16 protein-coding genes are annotated in these 24975 nt (G+C 43.0%); 15 read left to right on the top strand and 1 reads right to left on the bottom strand.

What is annotated here, in order from left to right; translation table 11 throughout:
* Positions 1 to 53: 53 nt before the first annotated feature.
* Positions 54 to 1010 (bottom strand): tRNA (guanosine(46)-N7)-methyltransferase TrmB, encoded by a 957-nt coding sequence (trmB, locus tag Y696_RS03015; protein WP_006492184.1) that lies wholly within the window; start codon positions 1008 to 1010, stop codon positions 54 to 56.
* Between the two features lie 168 nt (positions 1011 to 1178).
* Between trmB and hpt the strand changes: the two genes are divergently transcribed.
* From hpt to lexA, 15 genes are all read left to right on the top strand, one after another.
* The gene (hpt, locus tag Y696_RS03010; RefSeq protein WP_006492182.1) at positions 1179 to 1712 is read left to right on the top strand and encodes a hypoxanthine phosphoribosyltransferase; all 534 of its coding nucleotides are present in this window, start codon (positions 1179 to 1181) and stop codon (positions 1710 to 1712) included.
* Complete coding sequence (locus tag Y696_RS03005; protein ID WP_006492180.1) at positions 1712 to 2023, top strand: hypothetical protein; 312 nt, start codon at positions 1712 to 1714, stop codon at positions 2021 to 2023. Before hpt ends, Y696_RS03005 begins: the two co-directional genes overlap by 1 nt.
* Positions 2020 to 2916, top strand: a complete 897-nt coding sequence (locus Y696_RS03000) for a DegV family protein (RefSeq protein ID WP_006492178.1) — start codon at positions 2020 to 2022, stop codon at positions 2914 to 2916. The genes Y696_RS03005 and Y696_RS03000 overlap by 4 nt, the downstream gene beginning before the upstream one ends.
* Positions 2916 to 5273, top strand: coding sequence for an ATP-dependent DNA helicase RecG (recG, locus tag Y696_RS02995; RefSeq protein ID WP_014730369.1), 2358 nt, complete (start codon positions 2916 to 2918; stop codon positions 5271 to 5273). The genes Y696_RS03000 and recG overlap by 1 nt, the downstream gene beginning before the upstream one ends.
* A gap of 1 nt (position 5274) precedes the next feature.
* Positions 5275 to 5832 (top strand): RsmD family RNA methyltransferase, encoded by a 558-nt coding sequence (locus Y696_RS02990; RefSeq protein ID WP_006492175.1) that lies wholly within the window; start codon positions 5275 to 5277, stop codon positions 5830 to 5832.
* Positions 5829 to 6305, top strand: coding sequence for a Mut7-C RNAse domain-containing protein (locus Y696_RS02985; RefSeq protein ID WP_006492174.1), 477 nt, complete (start codon positions 5829 to 5831; stop codon positions 6303 to 6305). The genes Y696_RS02990 and Y696_RS02985 overlap by 4 nt, the downstream gene beginning before the upstream one ends.
* A complete protein-coding gene (locus Y696_RS02980) occupies positions 6283 to 8994 on the top strand; it encodes an ATP-binding protein (protein WP_006492173.1) in 2712 nt (903 codons plus the stop codon). Before Y696_RS02985 ends, Y696_RS02980 begins: the two co-directional genes overlap by 23 nt.
* On the top strand, positions 8972 to 9337 hold the full coding sequence (locus Y696_RS02975) for a response regulator (RefSeq protein ID WP_006492172.1): 366 nt from the start codon (positions 8972 to 8974) through the stop codon (positions 9335 to 9337). Before Y696_RS02980 ends, Y696_RS02975 begins: the two co-directional genes overlap by 23 nt.
* Positions 9338 to 9356: 19 nt before the next feature.
* Positions 9357 to 14081 carry an SLBB domain-containing protein gene (locus tag Y696_RS02970; RefSeq protein WP_121509757.1) on the top strand — a complete coding sequence of 1575 codons (4725 nt, stop codon included), beginning with the start codon at positions 9357 to 9359 and terminating at the stop codon, positions 14079 to 14081.
* Between the two features lie 12 nt (positions 14082 to 14093).
* On the top strand, positions 14094 to 14756 hold the full coding sequence (locus Y696_RS02965; RefSeq protein WP_121509756.1) for a CpsB/CapC family capsule biosynthesis tyrosine phosphatase: 663 nt from the start codon (positions 14094 to 14096) through the stop codon (positions 14754 to 14756).
* Positions 14757 to 14770: 14 nt separating this feature from the next.
* Positions 14771 to 16981: a polysaccharide biosynthesis tyrosine autokinase gene (locus Y696_RS02960; protein ID WP_121509755.1), complete on the top strand. Its 2211-nt coding sequence runs from the start codon at positions 14771 to 14773 to the stop codon at positions 16979 to 16981.
* 116 nt (positions 16982 to 17097) lie between these two features.
* Positions 17098 to 19872 (top strand): O-antigen ligase, encoded by a 2775-nt coding sequence (locus Y696_RS02955; RefSeq protein ID WP_121509754.1) that lies wholly within the window; start codon positions 17098 to 17100, stop codon positions 19870 to 19872.
* A 60-nt stretch (positions 19873 to 19932) separates the two neighbouring features.
* Entirely contained in the window at positions 19933 to 21840 is a 1908-nt protein-coding gene (gene metG / locus Y696_RS02950; RefSeq protein ID WP_121509753.1) for a methionine--tRNA ligase, read from the top strand.
* 21 nt (positions 21841 to 21861) lie between these two features.
* Positions 21862 to 24288 (top strand): DNA gyrase subunit A, encoded by a 2427-nt coding sequence (gene gyrA / locus Y696_RS02945; protein WP_006492165.1) that lies wholly within the window; start codon positions 21862 to 21864, stop codon positions 24286 to 24288.
* A 33-nt stretch (positions 24289 to 24321) separates the two neighbouring features.
* Positions 24322 to 24948: a transcriptional repressor LexA gene (gene lexA, locus Y696_RS02940; RefSeq protein ID WP_006492163.1), complete on the top strand. Its 627-nt coding sequence runs from the start codon at positions 24322 to 24324 to the stop codon at positions 24946 to 24948.
* Positions 24949 to 24975 lie beyond the last annotated feature (27 nt).

The following is a 24975-nucleotide window of genomic DNA, read 5'->3' as shown; positions in this document are numbered from 1 at the left end:
TGAGCTTTCGTTTTCTATTTGACCAATAACAATATCGGCAATAACTGAGAGATCTAATGATTTTCGTCTCCACCGGGATCTTTCTTCGCGATTTTCTCTGACAATACTCTCAGAGCAAACTTCACAGCCTTAGTCCTGAACGGTCTTGCTTGGCTATCCAGTTTGATGAGCCAACGATTCCCTCGCCTTGATAGATTTATGTAGAATCGCTGGGAGAAGTCCCTATCGACTGTTAGCGTTTCAATCAAGAAGGTATTGCGGTCCATATTTCTGTACAGCCCCATGAATTTCACAAAAATCTCATTTTTCGAAAAACTCTTCCCGTCGACTTTCTGAAGAGATTTCTCGTCAATGTCATCGATCCACAAGTTCGACACACGAACCACGTCCTCTTCACCATTTATTTCGCATTTGATTCTTATGCATTTCATCCTAAAGATCTCTTTACTCATATCCAGCCATTTCTTCTCGTATCTTGTTCCTACTCCGACCGTAGGATTCACTTCAAGGACTGGATCATCGAAACAGTTCGTCTTTCCAACTTCTCCAAACATTTCATGAACAAACTCTTTTGAATCCGAATACAGCTGGAAAAAACCACCCTTTTTTAACACTTTGGCAATCTTCTCAAGGAAATTAACTGAATTGAGCCTCCGTTCTGAATGTCTCTTTTTTGGCCACGGACAAGGAAAATTCATGTATACTCCCGACATTGAATCTTTAGGAAGTATGTTTCGCAGAGCAAAAGATGCATCTACAAGCAGTGCGCGAACATTTCCAACATGATTCCTTGAGAGTGACTTCAAAAGCTTTTTGGCACTTATCATTGATAGCTCTACACCAAGATAATCGGCATTGGGGTTCTCAATTGCCTTCTGAAGTATGAATTCTCCGCTCCCAAAACCAATTTCTAAGAAAGTCTCTCTCTTTCTTCCAAAGACATCCTGGAGATCAAGAGGAAGTTTATATTCCGTACAATCCACATAGTTACGGAGATAGTATTCACTCATGCTTTCGCCCCGCCCACAAATCAGACATTTATTTCTACCAAATTTCCTTGCTTGACAAAAAGCATTCTAACGCAATTGTGCATCAATTTCTACATTCAGCTTTTTGCTATTGGATCGCATCATCATCCTCCGATGGTATAATTATCGTGACTCCCGGAGGTGAAGGAAATGCTCTTTGATCCTGCAAGAATCGAAGTCCTTTATTCAGAAGAGGAACTGAAGAAAATTGTCAATGGACTGGCAGAGAAGATTAATGAATACTATTCACCGATTACTGATGAAATTACTGCAGTATGTATCTTGAAGGGGTCGGTTCATTTTTACAGTGACTTACTTAAGCGGCTGAATTTGAAGGTCCGATACAACTTTGTTCATGTTTCCAGTTATTCTGGAGCATCAACTACCGGTAGGATTCGCGTTAAAACCTGGGTAGATGAATCGGTTACCAATCGCTACGTCTTGCTTGTTGAAGACATAGTTGACACAGGAGGAACTCTCAGGTACATTATCAACTATATCTGGAAGCAAAAACCAGCGGATGTAAAACTAGTATCGCTTTTCGAAAAGACCATTCACGATCATGGAGTCAAAATTGATTTTACAGGTGAAAAGATTGGGGATCAGTTCATAGTCGGTTATGGACTTGACTACGAGGAGGTTTGTCGCAATCTTCCTTACGTAGGTTATTTGAAAGGAGAATAATGAAAAAAGGCAATGTTGTTACACTAGTTCTGGCTGTACTGCTTCTAAGCATTTGCACCATAACTTCCCTTTTTGCATTGAACGTTGTCAGTTCCAACAGGAAAAACACCCAGCTGATGCTAGAAGCTTCAATAATGAGAGGAGTAAGAGTCTCAGCAGAAAAGCTTCTTCTGTTCAGTATGGAACATGGAAAAAAGCTGGCTGTTGAGATCAACGGTTATCACTTGGAAACGGATGAGATTAATGGGAGTTGGTGTGTGCGATTAGATAATGGAGATAAAGAAGAAATAATATTCGCCGAAGGCAGGTGAGCGATTTGATAGCAATATCCGTTGATTCCGGTTGTGCACCTAGCAGGGATTTTGTTCGGGAGCATAAGCTATTTTTCATGGGGATGAAGGTGATAATTGACGATAAGGAATACACCGATGACTTTGACTTCATGGAGAATGTGTTTTATAGAATCGTTGAAAACTCAAAGGAATTTCATACGGCGCAGCCACCGTTGGGTCAGGTACTTGAATATTATAACGATATTAGGTCAAGAGGATATACAGAGCTTCTTGATATTCACTTTTCATCAAAGATGTCAGGGGTGTACGAAACTTGCGTAATGGCTTCCAAAATGGTCGAAGGAATAGATGTTCGGGTGGTCGATACCAGAAAAGTGTCTATTGGTGCTAATCTTGTGGCCAGAAAGCTTATCAAGCTCGTTGAAACTGGATGTAGTCTAGACGAGGTTTTTGAAAGCGTACCCCGTGTCATTGATAATACTTTTATGGAGTTTAGTGTTCCCACTTTGAAGTATCTCATTAAGAATGGAAGAATAGGAAAGGCACAGGGGCTCGCAGGAACCTTGCTAAACATAAAACCAATTCTTTCTGTTGATGAAGAAGGATTTATAAGCCCAATAGCAAAACTCAGAGGTATGAAGAAGCTTCAGGAACAGATGGTTCAGAACATCGTGGAATTTCTTCAAAACAGGAGAAAATCAATCACGCTTTACTCGATTTATGGAAGCGAAGAGTATTTGACCGTTATGCATGAGACAACTGAATGGCTTATAGAATCGATCGAGTCGAGACTTGGAATATCTAGAAGTGACATTGAGCTGGTCAGCGGTAGAATATGGCCTACGATAGCTTGTCACAGCGGTCCTGCGGTTTTTGGACTTGCTTGCTACGGGGAGAGAGAAGCAGAATAATGCTCTTGGAGCAATTCCTTGAAGAATGTGAAAGACTTCTCGAAGCTCACCTCAGCGGTAAAAGGGAAGATAATGTATTACCCGAGCTCAAGCGTTTCCTATCTTTGCTCGATAGGTCCGAGTTGTCTCATTTCTCCTCGCTTGGCGAATACTTGTCTAAGTTTATTTCTTACCTCTCCAGAATTGACGAGTTTCCTCATGATCGAAAGGTCAAAAGATTGAAAAACGGCCTCGAAATGATAGCCAAGCTAAGGAATTTTTTTCTACTTCACAATTCAGAAGAAATTGAATCTCTTCTTGGTAGACCGGTTTCACCTTCGACACCCATTAAGTACGCATATTCGGTAGGTGAAGCGAGATCAAAGATACTGAAGAGAATGGATATCGAAACAATTGGCGACCTAATACAATATTTCCCGAGAGATTACGAAGATCGAAGGATAATTATGCCCATTTCCTCGATAGTTCCTGACCGAAAGGTAAGTGTAAAAGGCCGTCTTCTGAACTTCTCTGCAAAGAAGGCATCGGGTTATACAATTATCTCAGCAGTAGTCAGCGATGGTTTTGGTCAGTTGCTTCTTAAGTGGTTTAATCAGGACTATATTATTCAGAAGCTTAGGAGGGACCGAGAGTACTTGATTCACGGTTTGGCAAAGGAAACTCCATTTGGCCCCATGGAGATGAACTCTCCAGAAATAGAGGAGATCCAAGGCGAAGTGCCAAGAGAAATCCTTCCTGTTTATTCGCTAACTTCGGGCATTTCTATGAAGATGATGAGAAAGATCGTCAAACGAAATCTCGGCTTGGTAAGATCGTTGGACGATCTAGTACCTTCCTCAATAACCACTGAAAGGGGATTACTTCCCAGAAAACATGCGTTTACCGCTATTCACTTTCCAAAGAGCCTTTATGAAATTAGGAAGGCTAGAGAATCGCTGGCTTATGAGGAGTTCTTTCTGTTTGAGACTACAATCTTATTCAGAAAACGCCAGATTAGGAAAGAGTATCAGGGTCTCCAAAAGGAAATCAGCGGCGTCTTGTCGAAGAGACTGATCGAATCCTTGCCATTTGAACTAACTAAAGATCAGGTTACTGCTTTCGAAGAAATCAGAGATGACATGAGGGCCGCTTCGCCTATGAATAGACTACTTCAAGGTGATGTTGGCTCCGGGAAGACTCTGGTCGCTGAACTGGCAATGGTCGATAATTACGAAGCTGGCTATCAGAGCGCCTTGATGGTACCTACTTCTGTACTTGCAATGCAGCACTATGAGAAGATCAAGAGAGAACTTTCGCCTATTGGGATTGAAACCGGTCTGTTGACGGGATCATTGAAAAAAAACGAACAGGATTTTGTGAGGATGAGGTTGAAGAAGGGAGAAATAGATGTGGTTGTCGGTACTCACGCACTCATCCAGGATGGTGTTGAATTTAAAAATCTTGGCCTTGTGGTTGTCGATGAACAACATAGATTTGGGGTCAAGCAACGAGAAACATTGACAACAAAAGGCAAGCTTCTCGACAGTCTCGTCATGACCGCCACTCCAATTCCCAGGACTCTTGCTTTAACGGTTTATGGAGACCTCGATATTTCGACAATTCTTACATTGCCAAAAGGAAGATCCCCAGTCAGAACAATTATACTCGCAAGAAAAAGACTTAAAGATCTTTACTCATACATCTCAGATGAACTGAAGATGGGTCATCAGGCATTTTTCATATACCCGCTCATCGAAGAATCAGAACAGGTCGATCTGAAAAATGCTACCGATGAAGCAACGAAACTTAGAGAAGAAGTATTCCCAGGGGTAGGTGTTGAATTGCTTCACGGCAGGTTAAACGATAACGAGAAACAAGAGATAATGCAGAGATTCAGATCAAGGCAAAGCATGATTCTCGTTTCAACAACCGTTGTCGAAGTTGGGATAGATATACCCACCGCCACTGTTATGGTTATTGAACACCCCGAAAGATTCGGAATGGCTCAGCTACATCAACTTAGAGGGCGTGTCGGTAGAAGCAATCTTAAATCTATCTGTGTAATGGTTATGAATAAAGCTATTTCAGATGATGCTCTGTCAAGGCTCAGAGAATTCGCTTCTACTTCGAGCGGATTCGACGTCGCCGAGCTTGATCTAAGACTTCGAGGACCGGGCGAGTTTCTTGGCTTAAGGCAGCATGGTATGCCTCAGTTCCTTATTGGTGACATTGTAAACGATCGAGATCTTCTCTTCAAGGCAAGAGAAGACGCAAAACAACTGATGGAAGAAGACCCCGAACTCCTTGAGCACGGTGCTCTACGAATCGAAATGGAAAGGGTATATTCAGAGAGAGCTAGACTGATTGAGGTAGGATAGCATGTTGACAATAACCGGCGGAAAATTCGCCAGGAGAATGATTAACCCAACAACAGCGAAGAAAACCAGGCACACTCCCCAATTAGCTCGTAAGGCCCTCTTCGACGTTATAGATATAAACTCAAAGTCCCTTTTAGATCTTTTTTCGGGGAGTGGGATAATATCTTTTGAAGCCATTAGCAGGGGTGCAGCCAACGTCTTGGCAGTTGAGATTTCAAGAAGGGCCTGCAATTCAATTCTTGGAAACAAACGGGGAATTGATCCCTCTATGGATCTGGAGATTCTCTGCTCAGATTTTCGTAGGGCAATTCCATCATTCGTAAAAAGCGGAATCGCATTTGACGTCGTATTTGCGGACCCTCCCTTCGATGAGGAATACATCCAGCCTCTTATGGCAGTTCTTGAAAGAAATACTGAGCTTCTAAACCTTGCCGGAATGCTTATAGTCGAATCTTCTGTAAGAGAGAAGGGTTTTGTCTTGCAAGGTGCAGGATCCTTCGATCTTGTTGACCAGAGAAACTATGCAGGAGTAGTGTTCTCTTTTATGGTGAAGAAATGAGATTTTTGGTTGAAGAGCCCTTAACCAAACTAGCGAGGAAGCTCAGACTGATGGGTTTTGACACGGAAATATGCTCTAGAAATGAGATAGGCAAGTCATTTGAGAATCGGGATGTGTTTTTGACTAAGAGTAAGAAAGCGATGGAGATCGCGATTAAATTTGGGATCAGATCTTATTTAATCAAGTCGGAGAACTGGCGCTCGCAGCTCAAATCTGTAATTCAAAGATTCCAGATAGGTTTGGACGATGTTCACTTTCTTAGCAGATGCTCGAAATGCAACGGTCTGCTTGAAGAGGCTTCCCTAAAAGATGTTGCAATGGTTCCAGATTATGTGGTGCTTACGGCAGAAAGGCTTTACAAATGCACCAGGTGTGGTCAGCTTTACTGGAATGGGAGTCATGTTCAACACATGAAATGGATGAACGAAATTGCAGGAAAGAGTGGTGGTAATGCTGAAGAAAACAAATTTTGAGAAATCATCCGATGAAGTAATCCAGAGGATTTTGAAGAAGATTTCTTCTGAACCCTCTTCAAAAGCATCGCTGTTCATACTGGAGAAATATCGAAACGTTTTCAAAGAAGTCAACCCAGATGAAGCCTTCACTCGCACTGGTAGAGAGATAAGGTTAAGCCTAAATCCCTCTCTGAAGGAGCTTTCTGAGGATTTTTCGGGAGAGATGAACGTTGTTGTTTCCTCTCATGGCAAAGAATTCAGAGAAAAAGTATTTCTCGTCAGTCTTTCTTACGATGGAGAACCTCATGGGCTACTGATTATGCCTGCAGGCGCAGAATCGAATAAATCACTCAAGGACTGGATAAAGGAAATTGAGCTTGCTTTGCATTATTCGCTGAAAAGATCAGCCGAAGAGGAAGCTTTCAGACGATTGAAACTGGTTTCAAAGCTTACTTCGGTACTGGAAACCGAAACTCAAGTTGAAGAATTGATACGTAAATCATTGGAGATAGCAAGAGAAATGTTGAGAGTTAGATGGATCTTCTATCTCGAAGGGCAGGGAAAGAGTCTTCACCTGAAGGCGGCTGTGGGAAACGGTAATAACCCTCTCAAGGGAATCGAAATAGAGATTTCTGATGATCAGTTGAGTGAACTGGCAAGTGAGAAGCTTTTCGTTTCTGCGAGAAAATCAGATCTCTCATCTGCAATCTTTAAAGAAGATGTTTCTGTGGGCTCCTTCATGGCTATTCCTCTAGCAGTAGAAGGAACACTAAACGGACTGATCGTCGCTGCAGACAGGGAAGATATTGAAGGAGAATTCAGAGCATATAAACATCTCGACAAAGAAGATCTTAAAATTCTTGATGATATAAGCAGAAGAATGGCCGTTGCTATTAGCAGAATAAGACTTACAAAGAGGTTGGAGCTAGAAGTAAGGAAGCTAAGACAGCTTGGGAAGAAACATGAAGAACTCATAAATGATCAAAAAGATCAGCTTTTCAAGCTTGGAGTTCTCCACAAAATTACCGAGGCCATGAAAAGAAGCATGGACAGAGAGAGAATAGTTAGAATTCTTCTAATAGGCGCGACTGATTCCTCAGGACTGAGATTCGATCGCGCCACATACTTCCGTGTAGATAGCGGTCGTTCCCTTCTCATTTTGGAAACCCAAGTAAATTCTACGAGGGGCAATAGTTTCAAGGATAGATCCGCATACAGTGATCTTACAAGGTATCTTCAAGATGTTTCGCTTGAGGCGGCACAAAGTACCACTAATAATGAGCCTTCGGCATCAATTTCATATCCTGGGAATATCATTCTAGAAAGGGTCATCCTCAGGAAAAAAATGGTTCACGTTTCTCCAGAAATGCTCAGGCTCAGGGGAGAAGAGCTGAGCTTGATGAACAGAATTATCGGCACTGACGAGTATCTCATTGCTCCCGTGTCAGGGGAAGAAGAAGTACAAGGTGTACTGGTGGTTGACAATGCTTATTCCCGGAAGAAAATCAGCAGTGGTGACATAGAGATTCTCGGATTGCTGGCCGACAGTACAGGAGTAGCTCTTGAACTTACGGAGAACTATAAGAGAATCGTACAGATGGCAGAGAGTCTCGAAAAAGAGAGAAATCTTTCCAATTATTATCGAAGATTCGTTTCAAGTATACTTCAGTCTCTAGAATCAGCAATCATAGTTTGTTCTGTTGACGGTGAAATAACGGAAATCAACAGAACTGCTGGATTTCTTTTGAACATTGAAAGAGAAGAATTGATTGGAAAGAAGATTCAATCAATGAAACCACAACTTGGAAGCATTATCGACCTTTTGTCGGATGCGATGAGAATTGGCGAGACTATTACCCTAACGGATCAATACTTTGAAGCCTTTGGAGAAAGATACTTCGACGTTCGCATAACACCGCTGAGAGAAGAGAAAAGGAAAGGTCTAACTGGCGTGATTCTCTCCTTAGATGACATAACTAGGAGGAGAAATCTTGAGCAGGAACTGAAGGGTAGGGAAAAACTTGCGGCTCTGGGGGAAATGTCTGCAAGAGTCGCTCATGAGATTAGAAATCCAATAACAATAATCGGCGGCTTCGTGAAAAGGATTCTGGCTTCCTCAGACAGGAAGAAAACCGAAGAATATGCGAAAATTCTCATGGATGAGCTTCAAAGACTGGACAGAATAGTTGGCGAAGTACTTGAGGTTTCTAGAAGAAAGGCCAAACCATCTAAGGAAGCGTTTGACCTGGTTTCTATGACACGTGAAATACTGGCTGGATTCGAAGAAAAAGCCGCGTCGGAAAATGTTAAACTTGTTCTATATACGAAAGAAGAAAGAATTGAATATTACGGAAATAGAGATAAAATCAAACAGGTAATAATCAATCTTGTTCAGAATGCTATTGAGGCCTCCGAATCTGGAGATGAGGTTCATGTAACTCTTGAGAAAGATAGCGAGGAAATCCGTTTTTCAGCCTGGAACGGTGGGAAAACTATACCAGAAGAGACTTTGAAGCGCATTTTTGAACCATTCTTCACTACAAAGACTCTCGGTACTGGTCTAGGACTTTCTATTTGCAAAAAGATTGTAGAAGAGCATGGAGGAAGCATTCATGCTTCAAGCGGAAGTGAAGGAACCGTCTTTACTTTCAGGTTGCCGACTAAGGAATTTGGGAGGTTTGATCTTGAAAAGAGTACTGATAGTTGAAGATGAAAAGAATCTGAGGCTACTAATCGAAGAAGAACTTACGGAATCTGGCTTTGAAGTCAAGAGTACTGGCACAGCTGAGGAAGCTCTTGAAATTCTCAGCACAAATAACTCGTTTGACCTCATGACCATTGACATTGAAATGAAAGGAATGAACGGGCTCGAGCTTGCCGGTGTTGTGCGAAAGCGGTTTCCTAATATGAAAATTGTGCTTTTAACCGCTTATACTCATTACAAGCACGATCTTTCTTCTTGGGCCGCCGATGCATATGTTGTCAAGTCACCGGATTTCTCAGAACTTAAGAAAGTTATAGAAAGCCTTCTGAGAGAAGACCTTGACTAGTAAAGAAGGAGGAAGGAAGATGCACAAGAAAATCATATCTCTTTCAATAGTGCTTTTGATTACAATGTCACTTCTAGGATATTCAGTAAGACCGGGTGACCTTCTATCGATTTCCGTATATGGGTCCAGCGACCTTTCGAGTGAAACCCTTGTGGGACCGGATGGAACTGTTTCCGTTCCTCCGCTTGGAAGCATTATGCTTCTGGGAAAGACACTAGAGGAGATTCAATCCTTTCTGTCTTCACAATTTCTTAGCAAGGGCATTCTTACATCAGAGCCCCAGGTAACTGTATCTGTGAAGTCGTTTGCTCCATTCATGTTCTACGTTCTGGGAGAAGTTAACAAACCCGGAGCAATTGAGTGGCGCGACGAAACTATTGGGATCTCTCAACTGCTTGCTCTTGCGGGCGGCCTCAAAGACGGGGCAGATCTTTCCTCATCTTTCATAGTGGATAGCGAAGGAACAAGAAATTACATAGATCTATCCTCAATTCTCTCCGGTGGATCCGCTCTAAAAGAGAAAATCTCTGAGGGCTCAACATTATTCGTTCCAACAGGTCCTCGTGCGTGGATAATGACGATGGGCGAGTTCAATTCTCCTTCACTAGTCAAATACAGCCCTGGAATTACTTTGACTCAGGTGATCGCCAAATCTGGAGGACTAAAGGAAACCGCCGATGATAACGAAATCATGATTCTCAGCGAAGCTAAAGAGAATTCTTCGATCGTTAGTCTGAACAGCGTCTTATCCGGCATAAAAAGTGACCCTGTGCTATCTGCTGGAAGCATCGTCATAGCAAACGATGCCTCATCAAAATCAGTCAAACTTCTTGGAGAGTTTGGCAATCCTTCATCAATACCATACCGTGAAAAGCTGACTTTGCTTCAGGCTATTGGAGAGGCCGGAGGAGTAAATCAGGCCGCTTCGGACCAGCTTTACATTCTGAGGAAAGACCTAGATGAACCGGAATCCGTTGAAATCAGCAAACTCCTCAGCGGTCAGATCAAAGATATAGACCTCTACCCAGGTGAAACAGTATTCGTTCCACGCCAGCCTGAAAGATATGTATATATAGCCTCCGCATCGTTTGGAGGAAAAGTTGAATTCAGTATAGATGAAGAAATTACGCTAATCAATGCCTTAGTAAAGGTAGATCTCTTTGATCCAGTAAGCCAGGACCCATTAGTTGTTGTAACCACATCAGGCGAACGTCGTGAGTTTCATCAAGGGGAAGATGCCGTTCTCGATGCAGGATCGATGATAATACTTCCAGGCGGTGAAAAGAGTATCTTCGTCACCGGTGAAGTGAAAAACCCGGGCGTCCTTTCCTTCTCGAATTTCGAAGAAATCACTCTTGGAAAAGCAATTGCAAAATCAGGTGGAGTAACGGAGTTTGCTGGCTCTGTAGAACTTCTGGAAAATGGGGAGGCAAAAAAGTTTTCAATCGAAGATGCTGTTAAGAGCACTTTGGTTCTTTCAGCTCAATCTATCGTAAATGTAGCAGAGAAAGAGCGTCGTTTTGTATACGTCGTTTCTTCGGCAGAAGGTGGAAGAATCGATTTTGAAGAAAGAGAACCATTCACTCTTAGAAACCTGCTGGCAAAGATGAATTTACTAAACTTCAATTCGAAGAAGGAAATATCGATTATTGACACCGCTGGAATGAGCAAATTTCTTTCTGTTTCTACCCTATCAAAGGAAGACTATCAGCTTGAGACCGGTTCAATCGTGTTAATTCCTGATATAAGTACATGGATATATGTATTTGGGGAAGTGGAAAGACCCGGAAAGATCAAGCTCGATGAAGACGATCTTCTTCTGACGCGTGCTATCAGTGCAAGTGGAGGATTCACTCAAAACGCAGACATTTCGTCCGTTCAGGTGCTTTCTGGATCGGAAATCAGTGAAATAGATCTTGATGAAGTTCTGAAGGGAATATCCAGTGATCGGGAAATTTCTTACGACGATCTCATATATGTCCCAAGAATCGACAGTCGATTCGTCTACGTTGTTTCTGAGGAAAATGGTGGAAGAGTTGATTTCTCTTCTGGCGAAAGCATTACCCTCAGAAATGCCCTTGCCAAACTAAATCTTGTGGAGATCGCTTCACAGAAGGAAATTTCGGTGATTTCGCCGTCTGGTAAGGAGATAAGAGTTTCAATTAGTTCTCTTGAAAGATCTGACCTCGAACTGGAAACCGGAAGTGTAATATTTTATCCTCAGGCGGATAACGTGGCAAATGTTATTGGACAGGTAAGAAATCCCGGTACTGTGAATCTTAAACCCGGTATCCCCTTCAATCTGAGCACCGTAATAGCAGCAGCTGGTGGCATAACCGACCTGGGCGACGAATTCAATATTACAGTAATAGATTCTAAGTCTGCTTCTACAGCTGTTTATAGCCTCGAAGATCTAACAAGAGACCCGATTCCGGTAATTCCAGATGGAGCTACTGTGTTTATTCCCGAACTCGAGGCGAGATTCGTTTATGTTTTGGGGGGCGTACGAGAGCCTGGAATAAAGGAAATAGGCAAAGAAGAGCCAAATCCAACTCTGACAAAACTAATAGCGATTTCTGGTGGATTAAGCGACCCACTTTCGAAGGAAGTTGAGATAATTGAGGATAATCAGAGAAGAAAGCTTGACCTACAGTCAGTAATGATGGGTCGTATTCAAGATCCACAGGTATCGAATCATTCGATAATATATATTTCTGAAACTCCCGATCGATTCGTGTATGTAATCTCTAAAGAGAAGGGCGGAAGAGTCGACTTTGGAAGCAATGAGGAAATCACCCTAAGGACTGCACTGGCAAAACAGAATCAACTTGATTTTGATTCGGATGGCAGGGTTACCATTATCCTTCCTGACGGGACAAAGAGAGAGAGACAGATTTCAGATCTTGGGGAGAGCGATATGAACTTATCCCCTGGATCAATAGTAATTTACCCAGATGTTCTACGTCAGGTGTTTGTGGTGGGTGCAGTTAACAAACCGGGACTCGTGGAATTCGAACCTGGAGAAAAAGTCTCCCTAACAACTGTTCTCGCAAGGGCAGGTGGAATGACCCCGCTTGCGCTGAGTAGCAAGATACAGATAACGGATCCTTTTGGCAGGACCTCAACTGTAAGTGTAGACTCAATACTTCTTGGTAAGGCTCTTGACATGAATCTTGAAGATGGTTCTTTCGTTTACGTACCCATATATGAACCAGTCAGGGTAAATGTAATAGGAGAAGTCAAGTATCCAGGAACGATTGAGTTTTCTAAGACCGAATTGCCATCTCTTCTACTCGCTATTTCTAGAGCCGGTGGTTTGACTGAAAAAGCTGCACAAAACGTGAAGATCACGGGCGAAGAGAAAGAAGTACTGTGGCTAGATCTTGTCGATGGAAAAGATGTGATGTTAGTCTCGGGTCAAACCGTCTACGTTCCGGGTGACGATCGATACATCTACGTTGGCGGTGAAGTAAACTCTCCCGGAAAATTCGAGTTCGCAGCTCAGGAGGAGATTACGGTTCTGAGAGCTCTCGCAAGGGCTGGCGGTGAAAAGGCCACCGCCTCAGACCTGGTCAAGGTATTGCTGCCCTCAGGGGAGATTCTACCAGTGAGTCTTTCGAATATCAGGAACGAAGGCAAGGATGCGGTTATTGAACCTGGAAGCACACTCATAGTACCAAAACAAGTGCTAAGAATAACCGTTCTTGGGGCAGTTAAGAATCCAGGTCTTTTCACTTTCAATCCAGATGAGGATCACTCACTTTCCGATGTTATAGCTAGGGCCGGAGGTCTCATAGATGAAAGTCTTGTTGATGCGATAATTGTTCATGACGACAAACGATACAATGAATATACTCCAGAAGTTTTGCAGAAAAGAGGAAATCAACTGTCTGATAACACTTATATCTATGTGTCCAGTAGATCACCCGTCTCTGTGACTGTCCTGGGTGACGTCGCTAGACCTGGAGAGTATGAAATCAGCGTCAGGAACCCTTCCATTGCAACGGCAATCGCAGTTGCCGGCGGAGTTGAAAAGGCCGTAACAACGCTAAGCCTAATCGGAATAGATGGCAGGGTGCAATTGTTTGATGCCTTGAGGACCGAGGAACTCGCAAGAAGCTATCTAGAAGATGGAGATACCATTGTCGCATTAAGAAACTACGATTCTTTTGTCGCGGTGGTCGGTGATGTGGAATCGCCGGGAGTATTTCCAGTCTCGGACTATGGTGAGCTGACTCTGGCTGAACTCATAAGTCTTGCTGGAGGAATTACAAATTTCGAAAGCGGCGGAAGAGTCTTCATATCTTCAGGCGGCAAGACGGAAGAGATCATTATTTCACCTGACGATTTCATCGCTCTCACCAGAAAAGTAGTTCCCGCTGGATCCACTGTATATGTACCTTACACGGAACCGGCCAGAGTTTATGTTTTCGGTGAGGTTCAGAAACCCGGTATCGTTAGATACTATGACGGCATGACAGCCATTGAAGCACTTGTAGAGGCCGGGGGACCGACAAGCTATGCTGTGCTCGGAAATGCATTGCTCTTCCAGGATCTTGAAGAAGAACCAATGGTAATCGACCTGGATCAGCAGAAAGGAAAACCTGCGAAGGGGAATATCCCGCTGATACCGGGAAATATAATCTTCGTTCCGCAGTCCCCAATAGTGAATATTAAAGATATTATGTCGATTGTTGCGTCATCGCTAAGCATAGTGAATTCAGCAGTTGGCATATTTAAGTGAGGTTTGAGGAACTTGAATATTGACTCTCATTGCCATTTGCTTCCCGCAGTGGATGATGGTGTGGAGGAAATCGAGGAATCATTAGCAATCCTGGAAGAAATGAAACTTAAGGGGCTGCAAAGGCTTTATTTGACGCCCCATTTGTTCTCTCCCATAAGTCCTTCAGATCCTGCGGAAATAATGAGGCGATGGCATGAATTCAGATTCGAACTGAATAATCATTCGGTCGAAGTTCTGCTTGGTTCGGAAATCTTTCTTAGGCCTGAGGTGTTAGAATCTGATTTGATCACAATGGGTGAGTCCAATTTTCTGCTAGTAGAGCTCTCGACTCAGCAGAAACCACATTACCTTTTTGAAGTCATAGGAAAGCTTCAAAGTACGGGGTTTAGAATCATACTCGCTCATTTGGAAAGATATCATTATCTTTTCAAAAAGATAGGATTTATCTTTGGGAAGGTAGAACCAACAGACGAAATACACAGGCTAAGAGACATGGGAGTTCTATTTCAGGTTAACTGGAACAGCCTTGATAAGGATTCAAAGGCAAGAGTTCTTGTTGATCGGAGGATTGCGGATATTACTGGAAGCGATAAGCACAAACAAGGCGATAACAGACTGCTTATCGACTTCGATGATGATCGATACAGACTTTTTCTGAACGATTCTTTTCTCTAGATGGAGGTGCTTTAGTGAGCGAGTTCGAGGGTAGTGATTACAGAGAACTGACTCTTGAAGATATTCTTAGAATGTTTAAGAAACGGATGATCCTTTTCGTTTCTATAGTGCTCGCAGTTGTTGTTGTGACGGGAATCTACCTCATTTTCGCTACTCCTATTTACGAAGCCAGCGTTACAATAAAGGTCGACCCCACATCACAATCTTCAGTAAGTGATCTCTTCAGTAGTTCCCTGACCGGTAGTTCGGGATCGAACATCTCCACTGAAGTTGAACTGATTAAGAGCCGGACAAACATTGAAGAGATTATTGAAGTGCTTGATTTGGTGGACAGAATCTATTCAGAAGAGACAAAGAACCGACTTCTTGCGGAAGGATATTCACAGAAAGATCTTGTGACATCACTAACACGCACGATTTCTTCAATGATAACGGTCTCTCCAGTCAAGGATACAAGAATTGTCAGAGTCTCGGTTCAGAACAGGGACCCAATTCTCGCAAGAGATATCGCCAATACACTAGCCGATGTTTATAATACAAAGCTCGCAGAGTTATCCAAAAGAGATTTGACAAGAAAACGAGAATTCATCGAGGCGCAGATTCCTCTACTAGAAAGTGATCTGAATGAGGCTACAGATAGGATAAAGGATTTCAAAGAGGAGACCGGAATTTACGTTCTCGACAAGCATGCCGATCTTCTTTTTCAGATGCTTAGTAGTTATGACAAGCAGTACAACGAACTTATGATATCCGCTGAAGAGAAGAAAGCGGAAATCGAGACCTATCAAAGTATGCTCGATGATTTCGACAGCAATGATTCGAAAAGCATAAAGGCTTTGTGGGTGCAAACCTCCGAGAGCTTCTCTGTTAACCCAGTTCTGACGAGTCTGAGGCAAAGTCTCGCAACTTTGCAGGTGGAGCTTGCTTCTCTAGAGGAACAGTATCCGAAAACCGATCCAAGAGTTAGGTCGAAGATAACAGAGATCTCAAAGACCGAGAGCTTGATCGAGGAACAGATACAGAATGAGTTCATAACCTCCGGTCAAGGTATGACTTTAAATCCAGCTTATCAGCAGATTATGACAGGAGTCATCAGTTCGGAAGCCGGGTTCCAAATACTTCAAGCTTCAATTCAGGCGGTGGGTCTCCTGAGAGATCAATATCAATCTGAACTCAGAAGCCTACCTGCAAAGGAACAGCAGCTACTTGATCTTGAAAGACAGATTGCTGTGAAAGAGAGCCTCTATACACTACTTCTAGAAAGGCTCGAAGAAGCGAAGATCAGTGAAGCTGCCGTAGTTGGAAACGCAGCAATAGTTGATCCCGCAACTGTACCCCAGTCTGCGGTAAAGCCGAACAAAAAACTTTCTCTCGCAATTGGAGGTGTGCTTGGAATCTTTCTCGGAATGCTCATGGTCTTCCTTGCTGAGTACCTCGACAAGACTTTGAAGACGGAAGAAGAGATAGAACGGTTTAGCAGACAGCCTATCATTGGTAGAATTCCGAATATTGAGGGGGCAAGCGAGGAAATGTACGTTGAGAAGAATCCCACCGCTCCTTCCTCAGAATCAATCAAGTTGGCCGCAAGCAACCTTTCCTTCACGATGGGTGAGGGAAAGTCTGTTGCCGTTACTTCCGTTCTGCCTACCGAGGGAAAGAGTTTTGTGATAGCGAACCTGGCCTACTCAATGGCAAACAGCGGTCAGAGAGTCGTTCTCTTAGATCTCGATTTGCGTCGTCCGAGGGTAGAGAAGATCCTCAAGGCAGAAAAGATAACTAAGGGCGCAGTAGATGTGATTATGGGAAACACAACAATTGATGAAGTTATACAACACTACGCGGTTAACATGGACTTCATAGCGGTTGGAACTATTCCTCCCAATCCAACAATAGTGCTTTCATCGAAAAACATCGATGCCCTCCTTTCAGAACTCAAGCAGAGATACGATAAAGTTCTTATAGATATGCCTCCGGCTGTGGTTACCTCAGATGTATCTCTCATCGGTAACAAGCTTGATGGGATAGTACTGGTCGTGAGGCCTGGAAGGGCGATTAAGGATGGCTTGAGAATAGTTGTTGAGAATCTAAAAACAGTGGGAATCAAGATCCTTGGAGTAATTGTGAATGGTGTTGATGAGAAGAATTCAAGCTATTACTATCACTACTACTACTATTACAATGAAGAGGGAAAGAGGCAAAAAAGAAGAAAGCGTACAAAGAAATAATCAAAATAGCTAATACCGAAAATTCGAAAAGTTCGCTACTGAATGCTGACGAAACTAATAATGGCAATTCTCTGCGTTTTTAGTCCTGAACTCTTTGCTTTGACGAGGTGGTTTGGATGTCCGTAAAGAAGCACGTTATAGACTTCGAGACAATTGTCTATCTGTTTTTAACGCTGTTCATCCCTTTGTTTGTCACAAAGGGATTCACACATGAGCCTTCAACTGGAAAACATCTTTTCTACGTTATTGGATTCACAATTATCTTTCTTTCTGTGTTAATAAGGAAAAAAGAGATTTCAGTAGAATTTGGAGACGTTCATCTGGCATTTTTCGGAATAGGCATAGCGGCTCTTTTGTCATTGATCGTGGTCTCTATGGACAATCCACAGTACCTGAGATATTCTTTAGAAATCGCTCTCTATGTAGTTTTTCTCTCTTTCACAGCGGTCTATATTTCGAACAAATGGAACACCATCGAGAAGCTAGAAATTGTAATGATCTTTTTTGTAATTGGAGCTGCGGTAGTTGCTTTTGACGCTCTCCTGAACTTCTATCTAGGTGTGGACATCTTTCTTGGTAAGGTCGGCGAGCCGTTTGCAAGAGCTTCTGCAAGATCAACGATTGGGAACCCGAATTTCGTGTCTGATTATATGGGAATGACCATTCCAATGATATTCTACTTCCTTATATCGAGAAAACCGCTAGGCTTTCTTCTCAAAAGACATTTTGGCCAGCTAGTTTTCAAGATTACTTTGCTCATTTTTCTGATACCCATGGTCTCTTCCGTATTCGTGTCACAAACAAGAACGGTGATAACAGCAATATTCGTCGGAAACCTGCTTTTTCTTGTTCTTTATTTCTTTCTGAAAAAGAGAAAGAAGAAGGAAGCCCTAGAAGACTCTGAGAGCAGAAAACTGGGCAGAGTGTCTCTCGTTTTCTTTGTCTTAGCTCTGATAATCATCGCAGTACTCTCTTATCTATACCTCACCCCTTCGCCACTGTCCGGTGATGGAAGAATCAACATAACCGCAAGACTGGAATATGCTATCACTTCTTCGGGTTCCTGGAATGAAAGGTTTTCTGCTTGGTACAATTCGATTTTTCAGTGGCTGGAAAGTGAGAACAAGTTGAGAATTCCATTTGGCTCGGGCATTGGCACTTTTCAACTCTATCATTTGCTGTACAGTCCAGATGTTCTTCAGCATAGTCCTTACTTTATGCCAGTTTGGAATAATTTCAAAAGGACGCACAACGACTACGTACAGGGCCTGGGAGAAATGGGTCTAATTGGATTTCTATTTATCGTTCTTCTCGTTGGATTGCTCGTTTTTAGATATTTGAAGAATCTACTTAAGATCGACAATAGAAGGGACTTACTGCTTTACGGATCGCTGGGGGCAGGAATATTCTCTCTGGCAGTTCACAGTTTCTTTGAGTTCCCCCTACACATGCAACCAAATCTCATGCTGGCAATCTTTTTGGGATCAGTTGTTGTTGGAAAATACTTCAATCCAGATCTAAAAAACAAGAAAATCAGTAGACTCCCGTTTGCAGTAGTCATTATGGTTCTTGCAGGGGTCCTGATATTTCTGAAAACCTCAGCCTTTATAGGGGAAGGCTTTTTTAGGATCGGCCAGACTAATCAGCAGTATTATCTCGCTTACTACAACCAGGCTCAAAGCCTCAATATTAAGGCTCTCGAACAAGCAAAGAATGAAATCAATAGTTACGCTGGCAATTATGCTTATCTTAAAGACGTTACCAGCTACATGAGCGCCAAAGGAAGTGAGATTCGTTCGAAGTATCCTGGAGCGAGCCAAATAGACCTTCTTGAGTTGGCCGAGAAAGATCGGCAGAGTGAGGTGCGCAAATTACTCGACGAAATAGATAATCGAATTAACCAATATAACTTCTACTTGGCGAGATCAGGGGAGTATTATGAAAAGGCCATTGAGAATTTCAAGTTCTCAAACAGAGTTTATCCGGTCTTCGGAAAGCCATTATGGTACATCGCCGGGCTAGGTACAAAAACACTGAGACTTGAAACTGCCAAAGACAACCCGGAACTCATGAAGTCTATTCTCACAGGCAAGGATGAATACTCATCCGATATAATCCCGGAGTTCAAGGGCAACCCCAAAATAATCCCCGTTCACAGGACGACGATTCGGACTCTTCCTTTCCGCGATTTCTTCGAGAAAAACATTTCGGTCTTTGACAATCCCGAATACGTTTCGGGATTGCAGCTGTATTTCATTACTCAGATTCAGATGATTCTGGACGCGGCCGATTATTACGAATCGTCAGTAATACTTTTCAGCGAACGACAAACACCTAGAATTCTTGGGAGGTTGTATACTAGCATAAACAGCGAGTTAAAAAAATACTACAGTTTCATCAGTTCTAGAGAGACCATGATGACCTCCGCCTTTGGAGAGAGCGGTGAATTCAGACAGTTACTCATTGATCTGGTATACGAAAGTGCTGATAGAGCAATATACTGGTTTGATCTGGCAATTTCGCTTCTTCCGGGCACATGGAATAGATACCCAGACTGGGAGGATATTTATATTGAATACATGAACTCGATTCCCTCTGTTCTCGATTCCAATGAAGAGAGAAAGCTAAAGATTCTTGAAGTTGCCGAGAAACATGTTTGGGCCTGCGAGAACATGGGCCCAGAGGCTCCAGTAGAAACGCTGCAGTTTGCAATCCAATGGGGCAAATCCAACCTGTCCAATGGCGAATTGATAGACTTCGAACAATCTTTGAAAAAGATCTATGAAGAGGTTGTTTCTCTAAACACTGACTTGCTGGAGAAGTCACCAAATATTCCTCAGGATACAGCCGAAAGAATAAGGACTCTTATCTCGCTTTACGAAGCGCTTTGAATTGTTTCGTTTGGTATACATTTAGCTAAGTAAATGATATAATATTTCTGGAGGTGTCCTGTGGAGAAGTTCTACGTCACTACGCCAATATACTACATCAACAGCGAACCGCATATAGGGTCCGCGTATTCGACAATAGTTGCAGATGTTATCGCAAGATATAGGAGACTCTCGGGATACGATGTGTTTTTCCTAACTGGAACCGATGAACATGGACAGAAGGTGCTTAACGAAGCCATAGAAAGAAATGTTGAAGCCCAGAAATACTGCGATGAGATGGCTGAAAAATTCAAGGCACTTTGGAAAGAACTTGAGCTTACAAACGACGCTTTTGTAAGAACGACTGATGAATACCACATGAAGACTGTTCAGACGTTCGTCTCCAAGCTAAAGGAAAATGGCGACGTATATAAGGGAAAGTATGAGGGCTGGTATTGCATACCGGACGAAACTTTCTGGAACGAAGAAGATCTTAAGGAAGGAAGAACTTGCCCGGAGTGTGGACGAGAAGTTAAGTGGGTAAGCGAAGAAAACTACTTCTTCCGCCTTTCAAAATATAATGATATTCTTCTGAGGTTTTACAAAGAGAATCCCCAGTTCGTTCAACCTGACTTCAGAAGAAACGAGATGCTAAGGATTTTGGAATCCGGATTGAAAGACTTGAGTATTACCAGGACTTCATTTGACTGGGGCGTTCCAATGCCAGATGATCCAGAACATGTCATATATGTTTGGGTTGACGCGCTGATAAACTACTTGAGCGCTATTGGGTACCCTCATAACATTGATCATTTCGAAAGATACTGGCCTGCCGATGTTCATCTGATCGGCAAGGAGATAAATCGTTTTCACTCGATAATTTGGCCCGCCATGCTTCTCTCTGCAGGTCTTCCTCTGCCAAAACAGATCTATGCCCATGGATGGTTGACCGTGAATGGCCAGAAAATTTCAAAGTCACTCGGAAATGCAATCAGTCCTGTGGCCTTCGTTAGAACCTACGGCAACGATGCTTTGAGGTACTACCTCCTAAGGGACATACAGTTTGGGAGAGACGGTGACTTCTCTGAAACCAACTTGATTAGCAGAATCAATGCCGATCTTGCGAATGATCTCGGTAACCTTCTGCATCGAACTGTCGTCATGATTCAGAAATTCAACGATGGTGCTGTTCCTGAAAGGAGCATCACAGAAACGATAGACGAAGACCTTGTGGAGCTTGGGGAGAAGACATTCTCTGCCTACACTGAGTCAATGGATAATATGAGGTTCACCCAGGCTCTTGAATCAGTTTGGGAGCTAATCAGATTCGGAAACAAATATATCGATCTTACTGAGCCCTGGAAAATGGGGAAAAAACCGGAAATGAAGGGCAGACTAGATACGGTTCTGCACAATCTTGTCTGCACTTTGAAAAATGTTTCCATAATGATTGAGCCTGTAATGTTTAGAACAGCGAGAGAGATTCGAAAGAGGTTAGGTTTTGGTGGAACCATGACCCTCGAAAACGTAAGCTGGTCGGATATAGTGGCAGGAAATAGAGTTAGTCACGGAGAGCCGATTTTTCCTAGAATCGAAATCGAAAAGCACAGGAAGGTGACTGAGATGGAAAACAAGGAGACGGGCCCGGAGATCAAAGACAATCTTTTAATAAGCATTGATGACTTCTCAAAAGTCGAATTGAGGGTCGCATCTGTAACTGAAGCCGAAATCGTCCCAAAATCGAGAAAACTCGTAAAATTACAACTCGACCTAGGTGATCTAGGAAGGCGACAGGTAGTAGCTGGAATTGCTCAGTTCTATAACCCTGAAGAACTTGTCGGTCTTAAAGTTGTCATCGTTGCGAATCTTCAACCGGCAAAACTTATGGGAATTGAATCAAACGGCATGATCCTGGCTGCAAAGATCGGTGATTCTCTTTCACTGCTCACGGTACACAAGGATGTGCAACCAGGCGCAAAAGTTTCTTGACAACCAAGGAGGAAAAAGTCTTTGCCCGAAGAGATAATACACAAGAATATAGATGATGAACTGATTAATTCATATATGCTCTACTCGATGAGCGTCATTGTGGGAAGGGCCATTCCAGATTTGCGTGACGGTCTAAAACCTGTACAACGCAGGATACTATTTGGAATGTCGGAGCTAGGTCTTCATCATAACCAAGGGTTCAAGAAAAGCGCTCGAATAGTTGGTGAGGTCATGGGGAAGTTTCATCCACACGGCGATGCTGCGATATACGACGCGCTTGTCAGAATGGCTCAACCCTTCTCAATGCGCTATCCTCTCGTTGAAGGCCAGGGTAACTTTGGTTCGATAGACAGGGATCCGCCCGCGGCAATGAGGTATACCGAGGCGAGAATGGAAACGCTTGCCGAGGAATTACTACAAGATATCGATAAGAACACTGTTCCCATGATGCCCAATTTCGACGGATCGCTATCTGAACCTGACGTACTCCCTACAAAGATTCCCAACCTCCTTCTCAATGGCACATCCGGGATTGCAGTGGGTATGATGACCAGTATTCCACCCCACAATCTTGTGGAAATTGTCGATGCTATCAGTTTGTTGATAAAAGATCCCGAATGTTCTGTATCGGATTTACTAAGACACATAAAGGGTCCGGACTTCCCCACTGGCGGTATGATTATGGATGCCGCTTCCATTCCCTCAATCTATCAAGAAGGGAAGGGAAGGATAACCGTCAGGGCAATCGCAGAGATTGAGGAATCGGGAGGAAGCTCACAAATAGTTGTCAGTGAAATACCCTACAATACATCGAAGGCGGATATTATAGAACAGATTGTGAATGCAACTCAGAACCATCGTGATCTGCAAATCAGAAATATCAGGGATGAATCGGATCAAAAAGGGCTCAGAGTGGTCATTGAACTTAAACGTGGAGCAGATCCAAATGTAGTTCTGAATCTGCTTTTTAAACACACGCAATTACAAACAACCTTTAGCGTCAATATGCTGGTTATAGACGAAAAAAAGCGACCGAGAGTAATGAACTTAAAACAGATCCTTCAGGGATTTCTTTCCCACAGGTTCAACGTAATCAGATCGAAAACGGAGTACGATTTAGAACAAGCATCGAAGAGAGCACATATCGTTGAGGGATTGACAAAGGCCACGAGATCGATAGATACTGTTGTGGATATAATAAGAAATTCTGCCAATAGCGAAGAGGCTTCCAAAAACCTTATGGAGACGCTGGAAGTCACCCAGGAGCAGAGCTCGGCGATTCTCGATATGAGAATGGGAAAGCTTACAGGAATGGAAATTGAAAAGCTTCTCAACGAGTACAAAGACCTTGTTGCAAAAATAAACGAGTACAGAATGATTCTCGCAAGCGATGAGAAGGTTTATGGGATAATTCTAGATGAATTGAATGAAATAAAAGCGAAGTACGGAGATGCTAGGCGTACAAGGATTGATTTGGGAAATGGAACTGATTTCAATATAGAAGATGTGATACCGGACGAGGATATAGTCCTGATGGTTACGAAGAAGGGCTACATAAAATCGACTCCTCTCGAAAGCTACAGAAAACAGGGTAGAGGCGGCAAGGGCGTGATAGGAGTAAGAACCGGAGACGAAGACTTCGTTGTCAATATACTTACCACCACTAGACTCAGCAAAACGGTCATAATAACATCAAAAGGAAAGGCCTACGTGTTGAGCAATCACATCATCGATCACTCGTCTAGAGATTCTAAGGGAAAGCTTCTTGCAAACTACATCAAGATCGATCCAGATGAAAACGTGCAAGCCGTTCTTTCGACGAGAAAGGAAGAAGTTCAAGGAAAGCAACTTGTCATCACGACAAGATCAGGGAAGATAAAAAAGACTGAGTTCGAAGCATTTTTGAATGTACGAATCTCCGGCATAAAGGCTATTAGCCTCAACGAGGGTGACAGAGTTATCGATGCATCGCTTACATCTAGAGAAGATGACACCATAATCATCTCAACAAAGAACGGAATGGTAATAAGATTCCCGCTGGATCAGGTACGTTCCATGGGAAGAAGCGCAGCAGGAGTTATGGGAATCAGGCTGAAGAAGAACGATGAAGTTGTTGGCGCCAACATCGTTGCTTCCGAAGATACGAGATTCCTACTCACAGCCACCGAAAAAGGTGGTGGGAAAAGGACCTGCTTATCTGAGTACAGGAGTCAGAATCGTGGAGGTTTAGGAGTAAAAAACATTTACGGGCTGGAGAAGATCGGGAAAGTTATTGGAACGCTAGTAGTTAACAGTGACGATGAAGTTATACTTGCTACTAAGTTGGGTATGTCTATCAGAATCCCCGTATCTCAGGTAAGGCCCACTGGCAGAGTAACAAAGGGAGTCAGAATAGTTGATCTGAAGGATAACGATATTGCTGCATCGATGGCGGTTGTTGTTGACTAAAAATCCCAGTCAAACATAGGGGGGTGTCATGAATTGACTCTGACGGAGAAACAAAAGAAGATTCTTGAGTACATCGAGAACTTCATTAAGCTCTATGGTTACCCGCCAAGCATAAGGGATATCTGCAGGGATTTCGAGATATCCTCTCCAAGGGGGGTGGCGAAACATCTCGAGTCTCTTGAAAAAAAGGGTTACATCGAAAGGACCGGCGTTTCTCGAGGAATTCGAGTCTTGAGAAGCCCAGATGGTTCGTCGCTTGAACCCGGTGAAGATGTTGTGATGCTCCCAGTTATTGGCAATGTTGCGGCAGGTGAAGCTATTCAAGCGGTTCAAACTGAAGACGAGAAGATTCCCGTGCCGCTTTGGATGATCAGAAGGGGATTCGAATACTACATGCTCAAGGTAACTGGTAACAGCATGATTGAATCTCACATAGTCAACGGAGATTTCGTTATCATAAGGAAGCAGGAGTGGGCAAACAACGGTGAAATAGTGGTAGCACTGATAGATGATGAATACGCCACTCTGAAGAAGTACGAAAACGAAGGGCCGAAAATCCGGCTCGTTCCCTCAAATCCAGAAATGCTTCCAATTGTCGTTGAAGCTAACAGAGTTAAGATACAAGGCAGACTTTCCGGAGTGCTGCGTTGGTATAAATAGTAGAACGCTTTTTCAAGGAGTTGAAAC

This window comes from Mesotoga sp. H07pep.5.4, assembly GCF_003664935.1.
In the GTDB taxonomy this organism is placed as follows: domain Bacteria; phylum Thermotogota; class Thermotogae; order Petrotogales; family Kosmotogaceae; genus Mesotoga; species Mesotoga prima.
This window is presented reverse-complemented; position numbering and strand designations above follow the sequence as displayed.